Annotated in this window: 12 protein-coding genes; 3 read left to right on the plus strand and 9 right to left on the minus strand. The window is 38.8% G+C overall.

The window, feature by feature from the left end:
• Nucleotides 1–73 precede the first annotated feature (73 nt).
• Nucleotides 74–868 (plus strand): lipoate--protein ligase family protein, encoded by a 795-nt coding sequence (locus NSQ14_RS16445; RefSeq protein WP_412097958.1) that lies wholly within the window; start codon nucleotides 74–76, stop codon nucleotides 866–868.
• Nucleotides 852–1,787 carry a lipoyl synthase gene (lipA, locus tag NSQ14_RS16450; protein ID WP_034772732.1) on the plus strand — a complete coding sequence of 312 codons (936 nt, stop codon included), beginning with the start codon at nucleotides 852–854 and terminating at the stop codon, nucleotides 1,785–1,787. Before NSQ14_RS16445 ends, lipA begins: the two co-directional genes overlap by 17 nt.
• 104 nt (nucleotides 1,788–1,891) lie before the next feature.
• Here the strand turns inward: lipA and NSQ14_RS16455 are convergent, their stop codons facing one another.
• Nucleotides 1,892–2,083, minus strand: a complete 192-nt coding sequence (locus NSQ14_RS16455) for a hypothetical protein (RefSeq protein WP_346216601.1) — start codon at nucleotides 2,081–2,083, stop codon at nucleotides 1,892–1,894.
• On the minus strand, nucleotides 2,080–2,622 hold the full coding sequence (locus NSQ14_RS16460; protein ID WP_346216602.1) for a hypothetical protein: 543 nt from the start codon (nucleotides 2,620–2,622) through the stop codon (nucleotides 2,080–2,082). Before NSQ14_RS16460 ends, NSQ14_RS16455 begins: the two co-directional genes overlap by 4 nt.
• A gap of 416 nt (nucleotides 2,623–3,038) precedes the next feature.
• Between NSQ14_RS16460 and NSQ14_RS16465 the strand changes: the two genes are divergently transcribed.
• Nucleotides 3,039–4,259, plus strand: coding sequence for an MFS transporter (locus tag NSQ14_RS16465; RefSeq protein ID WP_346216603.1), 1,221 nt, complete (start codon nucleotides 3,039–3,041; stop codon nucleotides 4,257–4,259).
• A gap of 325 nt (nucleotides 4,260–4,584) precedes the next feature.
• On the opposite strand, the gene thrB is transcribed toward NSQ14_RS16465, so the two are convergent.
• The 7 genes from thrB to licT all read right to left on the minus strand — a co-directional run bounded on the left by thrB (nucleotide 4,585) and on the right by licT (nucleotide 13,301).
• Nucleotides 4,585–5,505: a homoserine kinase gene (gene thrB, locus NSQ14_RS16470; protein ID WP_328188549.1), complete on the minus strand. Its 921-nt coding sequence runs from the start codon at nucleotides 5,503–5,505 to the stop codon at nucleotides 4,585–4,587.
• A gap of 144 nt (nucleotides 5,506–5,649) precedes the next feature.
• A complete protein-coding gene (gene thrC, locus NSQ14_RS16475) occupies nucleotides 5,650–6,693 on the minus strand; it encodes a threonine synthase (RefSeq protein WP_034772747.1) in 1,044 nt (347 codons plus the stop codon).
• A 1-nt stretch (nucleotide 6,694) separates the two neighbouring features.
• On the minus strand, nucleotides 6,695–7,993 hold the full coding sequence (locus NSQ14_RS16480) for a homoserine dehydrogenase (protein WP_346216604.1): 1,299 nt from the start codon (nucleotides 7,991–7,993) through the stop codon (nucleotides 6,695–6,697).
• 88 nt (nucleotides 7,994–8,081) lie between these two features.
• Entirely contained in the window at nucleotides 8,082–8,525 is a 444-nt protein-coding gene (locus NSQ14_RS16485; protein ID WP_034772750.1) for an ACT domain-containing protein, read from the minus strand.
• Between the two features lie 907 nt (nucleotides 8,526–9,432).
• The gene (locus NSQ14_RS16490) at nucleotides 9,433–10,272 is read right to left on the minus strand and encodes a PHP domain-containing protein (RefSeq protein WP_034772752.1); all 840 of its coding nucleotides are present in this window, start codon (nucleotides 10,270–10,272) and stop codon (nucleotides 9,433–9,435) included.
• A gap of 219 nt (nucleotides 10,273–10,491) precedes the next feature.
• A complete protein-coding gene (locus tag NSQ14_RS16495) occupies nucleotides 10,492–12,345 on the minus strand; it encodes a PTS beta-glucoside transporter subunit IIBCA (protein WP_251246577.1) in 1,854 nt (617 codons plus the stop codon).
• A gap of 122 nt (nucleotides 12,346–12,467) precedes the next feature.
• The gene (gene licT / locus NSQ14_RS16500; RefSeq protein WP_251246576.1) at nucleotides 12,468–13,301 is read right to left on the minus strand and encodes a BglG family transcription antiterminator LicT; all 834 of its coding nucleotides are present in this window, start codon (nucleotides 13,299–13,301) and stop codon (nucleotides 12,468–12,470) included.
• Nucleotides 13,302–13,384 lie beyond the last annotated feature (83 nt).

The raw sequence follows: 13,384 nt of genomic DNA on the forward strand, positions 1-13,384 counted from the left end.
CCGATTGGAGGAATCTTTATTGCAAACCGAGTGGGCCTTTATTGACACCGGTCATCTAAGTGCGGCTGTCAATATGGCGTTTGACGAATGTTTGTTGAATTGGTACAGTCAAGGGAACATTCCACCGACACTCAGATTTTACGGGTGGAATAAACCGACTTTGTCCATTGGTTATTTTCAGCGGGCAAAAACTATAAATTTTGATGCGGTAAAAAAATATGACTGTGAATTTGTCCGGCGTTTAACCGGTGGAAGTGCAGTGCTTCACGATGATGAATTAACGTATAGTCTTGTGATTTCTGAACGTGATCCGGGTATCCCGAAATCGGTCACGAAGGCGTATTATGTTTTATCCCAAGGCATTTTGGAAGGATATAGGAATTTAGGAGTTCCGGCAGAATTTGCGATTCCCAAACGAGAAATTGACCAAGAACGTTCGGCTATCTGTTTTGAAAAACCATCTTTTTATGAAATGGTTGTTGATGGAAAGAAAATCTGCGGAAATGCACAAACGAGGAAGAGCGGTGTTCTTATGCAGCATGGGTCTTTACCAATGAGTCTTGATACCGATATGCTTTTTGATTTGTTTGCTTTTTCCTCGGATGAGATGCGGAAAAGACGGAAGGAAAAGTTTGCCGCTAAAGCTACCTCTATCAAAGATGTTATAAATAAAACTTTGACATATGAGACGATGGTGGCAGCTTTCAAAAAAGGTTTTGAGACCGGACTCGGAATTCACCTTTCTCCGTTGACATTAACGGATGACCAGTGGGAGGAAATTCAGAAGTTAGCTCAGAGCAAATATGCGACAGATTTGTGGAATTATTATACGACCAAGGAGCGTGAAACCATTGGCACAGGAAACTGAATACATACGGAAACCGGAATGGCTGAAAATCAAATTGAATACGACGCAATCTTACGGTAATATTAAAAATTTGGTTAAAGGCAATCGATTAAATACGGTTTGTGAAGAAGCCAGATGCCCGAATATTTATGAATGCTGGAGTGAACGAGGCACAGCTACATTCATGATTTTAGGAAATGTTTGTACGCGCGGCTGTCGTTTTTGTGCAGTCGCTACCGGCCGACCGACAGAACTGGATTTGGCGGAACCTGAGCGAGTAGCTGATTCGGTGAGCGTCATGGGATTAAAGCATGTCGTTGTCACATCGGTAGCCCGCGATGATTTAAATGACGGCGGTGCAGCTGTGTTTGCGGAAACGGTTCGCGCCATTCGCCGGAAAAGTCCGGGTACAACGATTGAAATTTTGCCATCTGATATGAAAGGCGATTATGAAAGCTTACGAACATTGATGGACAGTAAGCCGGATATTTTTGACCATAATGTGGAAACTGTTCGCCGCTTGACCCCGAGAGTTCGTGCCATTGCCAAATATGACCGCTCCCTTGAATTATTGAAACGGGTAAAAGAAATCAGTCCTGAAACTCCGACAAAATCAAGCATTATGGTCGGACTAGGGGAGACAAAAGATGAGATTCTTGAAACAATGGACGATTTGCTAGCTCATCATGTGGATATTATGACAATCGGGCAATATATGCAACCGACGAAAAAGCATTTAAGAGTTGAGCGTTACTATCATCCGGATGAATTTGCCGAATTGAAAGAAATTGCATTGGCGAAAGGATTCAAACATTGTGAATCCGGCCCATTTGTCCGCACCTCTTATCATGCTGATGAACAGGTCGGCAAACCGCAAACCCAACAGAAACTGGAATATTTAAAGGGGCTCGATCAGCAAGAAGAAATACAGACAAGTTGATGGAGGAAACCGAGACCAGTGAAAAAACTGTCTTTGGGTTAGGAGGAAATTTATTGCTTTTGGGGAAGGGGGCCGTTCTCGTCGTCGTTTTGAGGCGGGAAATGCTACTTTTTGGCGACGATACTCATTCTCGTCGTCGTTTTTGTGCGGAAATCTCCACTTTTTGGTGACGAGACCCGTTCTCGTCGTCGTTTTGAGACCGAAAATGCTATTTTTTGGCGACGACACCCTTTCTCGTCGTCATTTTGTGGCGGAAAACTTCCTTTTTTGGTGACGAGACCCGTTCTCGTCGTCATTTTGGGGCCGGAAACGCTATTTTTTGGCGACGACACCCTTTCTCGTCGTCGTTTTTGTGCGGAAATCTCCACTTTTTGGTGACGAGACCCGTTCTCGTCGTCGTTTTGAGACCGAAAATGCTATTTTTTGGCGACGACACCCTTTCTCGTCGTCGTTTTTGTGCGGAAATCTCCACTTTTTGGCGACGACACCCGTTCTCGTCGTCGTTTTTGTACGGAAATCTCCACTTTTTGGCGACGACACCCGTTCTCGTCGTCGCTTTTGGACGGAAAACCCACTTTTTTGGCGACGAAACCCCTTCTCGTCGTCGTTTTTGCGCCGAAAACTCCTTTTTTTGGCGACGAAACCCCTTCTCGTCGTCTTTTTTGTGCGGAAATCTCCTTTTTTTGGCGACGAAACTCTTTCTCGTCGTCATTTTGGGGCCGGAAACGCTATTTTTTGGCGACGAAACTCGTTCTCGTCGTCTTTTTTGTGCGGAAATCTCCACTTTTTGGCGACGAGACTCATTCTCGTCGTCGTTTTTGGACGGAAAACCCACTTTTTTGGCGACGACACCCTTTCTCGTCGTCGCTTTTGGACGGAAAACTCACTTTTTTGGCGACGAGACCCTTTCTCGTCGCCTTTTTGGGACCGGAAACGCTATTTTTTGGCGACGACACTCATTCTCGTCGCCTTTTTTGCACCGGAACCTCCACTTTTTGGCGACGAAACGTTCTCGTCGTCATTTCTGTGCGTAAATAAATATACCAACTCCCGCTTCTCCGCTTTCGATTGTTTATAATTTTACATACCATTTTATAGCAATTAAACCAATTCTTAGTTTTTACCATTTTGTTAAAAATAATTCATGGTTGGTGTCCCTTTCATTTTGGCGATTTTGTGAATTACCTTGTGAAACAGTAAATTTTAGCGTAATTTAACAAGGTAATTACGATTATGAGGTGGAAAACACTAATGGTAAATAAAAGAAAAGGTTATTTTATGTTGGCCGTCTTATGGCTCGCATATGTAACGTTCGCGATGAACTGGGTGGCAGGTTCTTCATTAACACCACAAATAACGAAAACGTTCTTCAGTGGTCCGGTTTATCCGGTCGTTTCTGAACTTGTTAACTACTCAATCACAACTGCTCGTGTGTTTGCAAATATTTTAGCAGCAATTATTCTCATGCGACTTGGTGCAAAAAAAGCGGTCGGTGTAGGAGTTGGATTGCTTATCATGGGATTAATTGCTATCTGGATGCCAAACTATTGGGCATACACGATTGCACGGATGGTCATGGCGGTCGGTGGCTCAATGGTCATTGTTTATATGAACCCGGTCGTTTCCAGATATATTAGTGATCCGAAAGAAAAATTAAAAATCAATGCCGCCAACACGGTTTCATACAATATCGGAGCTTTTATTGTCGCTGTCTTATTTACTTTGTTTGCCCATCAAATGGTGACAGATTGGCGACTTACGTTAACTTGCTTTGCCTCCATCACGTTAATTTTATTTCTCGCTTGGGTATGGAAAGCTGAAGATTTTACGACAGCGGACGATACGGGTACTGATGGTGAATCTTACGGCTATAGAGATGCATTAAAAGACAGCTTCCTCTGGCGGTATGGAATTGCTTTTGCATCCTTTTTAACTCTTTATGTGCTTTCACTCGTCAGTTTTAAAAAAGTTTTTGATGAGTATACAATTTTGAACGGTTCGATTACAAACTTGCTGATTTCCAGTTTTGCGATACTTGGAACATTTGCTGGTATATATTTTGGAAATAAAGGATTACCAAGGAAACCAATCTTATTTTTAGCAGGTATCGGTATGGTATCCTCATTTACTTTCACATTAATCTTTGCCAACTCTTTACCAATCTTATCTTATATTTTTGTTTCTATTTCAGGCTTCTGTATGTTCCTTCAATATCCAATCTTTTTGAATCTTCCCCATGAGTTAAAAGGGATGACACCGAAAAAATTGACAATTATGTTTGGACTCTTTTGGGCGATTGCCTATGCGGGACAAACGATTGCGAATATTATATGGAGCTTTATCCTTGGCTCTGCCGGATATGTTCCATCATTAGTCTTCTTTATTGCTGTATCGTGTATCTATATTTCCTTAATACCGACTTTCCCGGAAACAAGAGAAGCACAAACAGGGAATGTACAAAAAGCTTCATAATTTAACCAAGCATCATATCTATTGGCAAAAAAGATATGGTGCTTTTTGAGTAATCCATTTTTTCCGAAAATAATTTCCTTACTAATATTTGCAGACGAATTATAATATGATTGTCACCCAAAAAAGTTTTACAATAATTTTGACTAAATATGGTTTTAATCATTATTTGTATAATACAGCTTGTTGCTCAAAGCCTAAGGGTTAAGAATATGTACTTTTTAGGTGCAAATCAGTCTGTTCTATAAAATATCGAGCATCTCTCTATTAACCAGAGAAATGCCCGATTTGAAATGATGCATATATACGTGTTCGTCAGCTGATTCGATTATTTTTTCAGTAGTACCGAACATGTCGTGCCGCTTGTATCAATAGCGAGTTCCATTACTTTTGCAGACACCCCGTGGTTTTGTAAAGTCTTCTCCATAAAACCAACAAGCTGTGTACAATCACCTGTTGTAAAAGCAAGGATGGTTGGACCTGCCCCGCTGATGACCGTACCAAATGCCCCGTAATTCCTGCAGTTTTTTTGCAATGCCTCAAATCCCGGCAAAAGCGCCATCCGGTACGGTTGGTGAATACGGTCCTCTAAGGCAACTTGTAAAGCGGATAAATCTCCTTTTGCGATTGCGGCGACCAACAATGCCGAGTGGCTAAGGGCATGAACAACATCTTGGCGTGAGTAATCGTCAGGCAAAACTTCCCGCGCTAATTTTGTCGGTAATTCAAAATCCGGAATAGCAACAACGATTTTTAAGCCTTTTGGCGGTGATAGCGGAACATAGGCGTAATCTCCCAGTTCACTTTTTGCCGCAACAATGATTCCTCCAAATAACGATGCTCCGACATTATCCGGATGACCTTCCATTTCTGATGCTAACTGAAAAATTTCTTGTTTAGAAAATGGTTCACCTGCCAGAACATTTGCGGCCACCAAACCTCCGACGATTGCCGTCCCGCTTGAGCCAAGACCTCTTGCCAGCGGGATATCCGTTTCAACCTCAATTTCCAATTCCGGTGTTTGTAGTCCTGCCTTCTTATATAAAAAATCAATCGTTTGGTAAATTAAGTTGCTTTTATCGGTCGGAATGTTTTCTTGATTGTCACCGACTAAATAAAATTTTGTCCGATTAGATTGTTTCACTTTTAATGTTGTGTAAAGTTGGAGGGCCATGCCGACTGAGTCAAACCCCGGCCCTAAGTTTGCCGTACTGGCAGGGACTTTCACATACATATCATACTCATCCATCTTTGCACCATCTTTCTAGCTAGGTTTCTTATCACTACTCAGAAGTTATTTCTTTTTTCCACGGAGCTAAAAAAGTTTCGAATACAAACATTCGGTCAGAAACGGATGGACTTTTTTCAGTCTCAATTAGAATGCCGATCGATTTTAAATGCCTAACACCTTTAAGACCGAATCATGGTTTGCATCTACTTTTTCCATCGCAAATTTATTTTTCAAAACAATATCCGGGTCTTTCAAGCCATTGCCGGTTAAAACACAAACCACCCGTTTTCCTTCTTCAATAAGACCGAGTTGCCGATGTTTAACAACTCCTGCTAGCGATGCGCATGAGGCCGGTTCAGCAAAAATTCCTTCTGAGCTTGTTAACAATTTTTGTGCGGCTAAAATTTCTTCGTCGGTTACCGAGTCGATGCGACCGTTTGATTCATCCAATGCGCGGACCGCTTTATCCCAGCTTGCCGGGTTCCCGATTCGAATGGCAGTTGCCACTGTTTCCGGATTCGTAACCACTTCCCCTTTCACAAGCGGGGCAGCCCCTTCTGCTTGATAGCCGTACATTTGCGGCCGAGTCCCGGCTTTTTCTTTTTCAAAATACTCACAAAACCCTTTCCAGTAAGCGGAAATATTGCCGGCATTGCCAACCGGGATAGCCAAAATATCCGGTGCATCACCTAACTCGTCAACCACTTCAAATGCCGCCGTCTTTTGCCCTTCCAACCGGTATGGGTTCACCGAATTAACAAGGGTAATCGGATATTCACTTGTGATTTCACGCACAATAGATAAAGCATCATCAAAGTTTCCGTTAATAGCAATGATCTTTGCCCCATACATAACCGCTTGAGCCAACTTGCCAAGGGCAATCTTTCCATCAGGGATGAGAACATAGCAATTCATATTGGCGCGTGCCGCATAGGCTGCCGCTGCGGCTGACGTATTTCCGGTGGATGCACACATGATGGATGTGCTTCCCTCTTCCAACGCTTTTGCCACCGCCATGACCATCCCGCGGTCCTTAAATGATCCGGTCGGATTTAAGCCTTCATATTTAAAATAAAGGTCTAAACCAAGTTTCTTAGACAGATTATTCGCCCGAATCAGTGGTGTACCTCCTTCATGAAGACTGATTAACGGGGTATTTTCCGTAATCGGTAAATAGTCACGATATCTTTCTAAAATGCCTGCCATTTTATTCGCCGCCTTCCACTCGATAACAACTTTTTACTTTTTCTATATAATCCACGTTTTCAAACGCCGCTAAGACATTGTTTATACATTTTTTCGAAGCTTGATGGGTAACCAAAATAAGTTCTGCCTTTTTCGGATTACTTGGATACGGTTCTTGAAGAACTTTTTCTAAACTAATTTTTTCCTCAGCCATTAGTTTTGCAATTTGGGCCAATACACCACTTTCATCATTGACGATCAGCCGAATAAAATATTTGGCATAAATATCCTCTTCTCGTTTCAATTTTTTCACATTATACGGTGTCGCCATATTTCGCCCGTTAACACCAAGCTTGATGTTTTTCACGACCGTCACAAGATCAGATAAAACGGCTGTTGCGGTCGGTAGTTCACCGGCACCCGGTCCGTAAAACATTGTCTCCCCGACCGCTTCTCCATACACATAAACCGCATTAAAAACACCGTTGACATTGGCTAACGGATGAGTACTTTTCACAAACGTTGGTTCCACACTTACTTCAATTAATTCATCATCTTTTTTTGCAATTCCGATTAACTTCATTGTATAGCCTAATTGCTCACCGTATTTAATGTCTTCTAATGTTACTTTAGAAATCCCTCTTACAGATACATCTTCTAAATTCATGCCGACATGGAAACCAAGGGAACTTAGGATGGCCATTTTTCGTGCTGCATCTAAACCTTCTACGTCCGATGTCGGATCTGCCTCGGCATAGCCAAGCTGTTGTGCTTCCTGTAAAACCTCATCAAAAGAAGCTTGTTCATGGCTCATTTTTGTTAAAATATAGTTTGTTGTTCCGTTAACAATCCCCATTATTTTCGTAATCCGATCCGAAGAAAAACCTTCCACAATCGCATTTATAATCGGAATCCCGCCGGCGACACTTGCTTCATAAAATAGGTCACAGCCATGCTCTCGTGCTTTTTTGATGAGTTCCTCCCCATGAATTGCCATTAAATCTTTATTGGCTGTTACGATATGTTTCCCCTGTTCAATCGCTTCTAAAATATAGGTTCGTGCCGGTTCAATTCCGCCCATGACTTCAATTATGACTTCCACTTCCTGATCATAAATAAGTTCCTGGGGATCGGTTGTAACAATATCAGAATTGACAAATATCGACCGCTCTTTTTCAGGATTCCTTACTAAAATCCGACTGACTTCAATGACAGAACCCGTTTGGTTGAAAAAGTCTTCTTTATATGAATCGACTAGCCGGACAACACCGGTTCCAACCGTGCCAAAGCCCATTAAACCGACTTTAATTTTTCCATTCATAACTTTCCTCCCATTTTGCTTCTATATTCCTCTATTGAACAATAATTAAAGGTTTTACAGTTTCATAGAATTGTACATGAAACGGTTGTTAGCTCTGGCCTACGACAACTGCCCGATTAACCCCGTCTACCTGCAGGAGTTCTTCTAAAAATTCTGTTGTGGTAAGCCTCATATTGGCCGTATCCATGGATAAAACAACATTGGCAATTCCTTGGAGTGGTATGCTTTGATTAATCGTAATCACATTCCCTTCTTTATCTGCCACAAATTGCAGCACTTTTGATAAAATCCCCGGTCGATGTTCCAACAATAGGGAAATGGTAATGACCTTTTGAAAAGTAGCTGCATTAAACGGAAAAATTTTATCTTTAAATTTATAGTAGACACTCCGACTAATGCCCACTTGTTCAACCGCATCATGGATCGTCTTTACATTCCCCGCGTCCAGCAATCGCTTCACTTCTAAAGTTTTCCGAATCGAAATCGGCAAAACATCTCCTTGGATTAAATAAAATTGTTCACTCCCATGCAAGCTTAGTCCTCCCAAAATATACATTTGTTTATATATAGTGAACATTGTAGAGCATTTTCAAAAAAATTACAATCCTTTTTATTATTCATTTGTTAAAAGTTTCGTTTATTTCCTTTTGCCAACCAGAAGATTTGTTCTTCAAAAAAGTTACACTAAATTTAATATAGTACGATAAACATTTGTTTTTAATACACTATTCCCAAGTAGCAGAAAATTATGTGAATTCATCGAAAGATCAAATGTATATATTTCAATCAAAATAAGTACTAAATTAGAACGCTTTATCCTACATTGCCAAAAATGATATAACAAAAAAGTCGCAGATTGGATACTTACCTTGTGCGACTTTTTTTAAAAAAATATATAGTCCGTAGAGGGGCAAAACACAAGAAGGGGGGTCCAGAAAGTCAAAAATTAACCGAATTTGTATTGGTTAATTGAAGTGAAGGAGGCGGCGACTCAGTGATAATGTTAGTCGCATTTATCCCTTGCGATCTATCCAATGAAAAAGCTATTCGTTTTTTCTTGGTGCGATGCAAATTCAGGGAGGATTATTCAGAGTCCTCGAAAAATGCTAGTCGCATTTTCCTTCGTGCGATGCCTTTTTCGAGGATGATTGTTCAGAGTCCTGCATGAAGAGCACACATATTCGCCAAAAGCGTCGCGGCAATCAAAAAAGCTTTTATGAAGAATCATCGCGGCAGGGCAGTCACACGAGCAGACGTGAGCAGGCGCGAGAAAACGAGCATTGAGGCGGTCAAAGTCCTTCCTTTAGGGGGTGCGTCCGCCACCGAAACGAAAACCAATCAAAACTATTCTTTTAACAATAAAATTTTAGAAGTTGTACTTTTAGGACAGCCCCGACAAACCACTAGGAAATTATGCGTTAGTACTATAAGCCAGACTATCAATTTTTTTGTTCTTTCGTTTTTAGTGCAAATCGTTTTAAGTCTTCAAATTGTTGTTTTGTTAAACCGTTCTTGCCGAATTGGATGAGCTCTGGGTCATGGAAATCACTGCCACCACTTTTGCATAAATTGTATTTAACAGCAAGGTTTTTGGTTAATTCGTAATCAATTGGTTTCATTTTTGAGTGATTGATTTCAATACCTTGCAGTCCAAATTCAACGTATTTACCAATTTCATTATAATTATCATAGACACATGGATGTGCGAGTATGGCAATTCCTCCATCTCTCTGTATGGCTTTAATTCCTTCTTTTACATCTATATAACCCATTTTCAGATCAGTTTCTTTTGATGTTTTTGAGGCGAAAAGTTCTTTGTATTTCTTAGGAGTCATTTCATCAGGATATTTTTCCTTTAATGCTTGGTATATATTCATTTTAAAGACAATGTTATATTTTGAATATTTCTTAGCGTCATCATAAGTAATATAGTAATTTTTTTGTTTAAGTTCTTTTATTAGTTGTCTATGGTAGTTATCACGTGATATTAGCGTGTTCGTACATAACTTCTCGACATAGTCTACTTTATCTAACCATAAACCAAGGATATGAACTTTTTTGAAAACATCAAAATCATAGCAACTCATTTCTACACCACGAATGGTTTCTAAACCAAGTCGTTCTGCACATGCTTTCACTTCAGGCCAGTGGTTCACTGTATCGTGATCGGTAATCGCTAATGCTTGAATATTTTTTTCCTTCGCTTGTGTTAATACATCTTCAATTTCACATACACCGTCACTGTGATTTGTATGAACATGTAAGTCTGCGTAAATCATTGTATTACCCCTTTCAAATGGTGGATCATTCCGTTGTTTTATAAAAATGTCCACCCGTCTCACTCATTCTTCATAGAATCTTTAAATAGTTTTTAAAAAACTTTTATAAAAAGTCGATACATCATAACACTTTAAAAGATAATTTTGAAAACTTATCATACTTTTAAACTGTAGCTTATAAAGCTTCAAATTTTAATAAGCTTATGAATTTGGAATTACTTAAATGATTGCCAATAAGTCGTCTGATTTATTGATACTGACTTTATTTACAGGGACTACATCTAAATAATCGTTACTATTAGTAATAATAATCATGGTGGTTGTATCGTAGCCCGCTTCTTTAATTTTTTCTAAATCAAATTCTACAAGTAAATCTCCTTGTTTAATGCGTTGGCCTCTTTCTAAAGATGAATGGAAGTACTTCCCTTCTAAAGATACGGTATCAATTCCAATATGAATAAGCACCTCAATATCATCTTCTGTAGTTATACCAATAGCATGTCCCGTTTTAAATACAGCACTAACAATTCCATCGCATGGAGCATATAATTTTCCTTCTGAGGGTTTAATCGCTACACCTTTACCCATAATCCCACTTGCAAAGGTTTCATCTTCAACATTCTCTAATTTGATTAGTTCTCCTTTTAAAGGACTAAATAGTTTTTTATATTTTTCACCGATGTTTACAAATTTCGTAGATTCAACTTTATCTTCGCTTCCATCAATAGGATCGTCGAAGCCTAAAATCCAAGTTGCAATAAAGGTTACAATCGAAGAGATGATTAAGGTTACAATCGCTAAAAATAAGAAATTCTCATCTTCAGAAATCCACATTGCTAAACTTAATAATCCAGGAGTAACGTAAATAAAAGCTTTTAATTTAACAATCCCTGCAAATAATCCAGCAACTGCTCCACCAATCATACTAGCATACATTGGTTTCTTTAATTTAAGGTTAACCCCGTACATTGCTGGTTCTGTAATACCGCCCAAAAATGCTGTCATACTGGAAGAAAAGGCCAATGATTTTAAGGCTTTATTTTTTGTTTTAAAGGATACCGCAAGTGAAGCTGCAGCTTGAGCCATGTTTGAACATAATGCAACGACACGAATAATTGGGTCAAACCCACGTTCAGCAACAAGTGATATACTTACTGGACTCAATGCTTTATGAATACCGATGGATACCAGCCATGGATAAACCATTGCTAAAATTGGAATAGCGATGAAGCCTCCATGATTGTAAATAAACATACTGCCAGCAGCTACTAAATTTGAGATAAAGTTTCCAACTGGTCCAATGACGATAAAAGTCAAAGGAACACTAAGAATAACAATTAATAAAGGCTCAGTAAAAACTTTAATCATTTCTGGTACAATTTTCTTAGCAAAACGTTCAATATAAGACATAATCCATACTGAAAGAATGGCCGGTACTAATGTTGAAGAATATTTAACTAATGAAACCCCGATTCCTAAGAATTCAACGGGTTTCTCTGCAGAAACTAATGACACCCAATCAGGATGAACCGTTACTAATCCTAAAAATGCCCCTAAATATTGATTGGACCCAAAAATCTTTGCTGCAGAAAATCCAACAAAGCCAGGCATAAAGTAAAAACCTGTATCAAAGATAAAATTCAAGATCATATACGTTTGTGATTCTTTTGCCAGGACACCTAGCATGGTCAGAACAAGTAATAACACTTTTCCCATCCCACATCCAGCAAGTAATGGAATAACAGGAGCAATAGAACCTGTTATTGAACCGATAATTTTATCAAAAACGGATCTATCATCTTTTTCCTTTTTATCTGGTTTTGGGTTAATATTTGCTATTTTAACCAGATCATTATAGACAAGGTCTACATTATTCCCAATTACTAATTGGTACTGTCCACCCTTTTTAACTAAAGACAGAACCTCTTTTATCGCTTTGACTTCTTCATCATTAGCCTTAGATTCGTCTTTTAAGGTAAATCGCAATCTTGTAGCACAATGAACGACAGAAATGATGTTGTTTTTTCCACCGACAGCCTTAATAATTTGTTTTGATAGATTTTCATATTTCATTGTTTTACCCTCCATTATTTATAAAATCTTTATCCAATGAAGGTTTAGCCAACTGAATGTTACTACCCATCAATTCTAGAAGTGTTTTCAATCCATCACCCCCCTTAATAGCTTTCAATTGTTTATTTTAAAATCCTTGCAATATGAATGGTTAAATACAAAATTTCATCGTTATCCAACAAATAACCGTATTTTTGTTCAATGAATTTTTTTATTTTTAGGGAACATAAATAAGGTTCTACGTATTTTTCTTTAATGATTTCTAATAAATCATTTTCTAAAGAATGTTTGGTATTACTAGTTTGTGAAAAAATCCGGTACCCAAAAAATTTCAAATGAGTAATAAATCGATGATAGGCAAGTGATTCTATATCAAAGTCCAATGAAAAATGATATTTAACAATATTGACAATTTGCTGTATGAACTGGGTAATTTCATAAACGTTATGCATATCATCTGCCATTTCCGAACTGACAATATGCATCGCAATAAAACCGGCTTCATCCTCTAACATGGAGATACCTGTTTCTTCTTTAATTAACATTAGAGCCTCTAGCCCAATTTCAAATTCCTTTTTATATAAATGTTTAATTTCCCATTGTAATTTATTTCTTAAAGGAAGACCTTGGTGATAACGTTGGACACTGGAATAAATGTGATCCGTTAGAGAGATATAGATACTATCATTCAATGGTATTTCTAACTTTTCTTTGGCCATATAGATGATTCTTTCCGATAATTTAATAAATTCGATTGGTATTTTATCAATCATTTCAATCAGTCGATTTTGTATAGTCTTCGAGTCTACGGAAAACGTTTTATAAACCTTGCTCGGATCAATGGGATCTCCGGTTTTCTTTTGATAAGCAATACCTTTCCCCATTACAATTATTTCCTTATGATTGCTATCCTTCGTAATAACCGCATTATTATTAAGAATTTTCTTTATAATCATAATCACCTCTCCTTTCTGTATATAAATAAAAAAACCTATTTACAGGTATATAAAATATGCCTGTAAATAGGTTTTGTGTAGCG

The sequence above is a fragment of the Caldifermentibacillus hisashii genome, from assembly GCF_039654145.1.
In the GTDB taxonomy this organism is placed as follows: Bacteria; Bacillota; Bacilli; order Bacillales; family Caldibacillaceae; genus Caldifermentibacillus; species Caldifermentibacillus hisashii.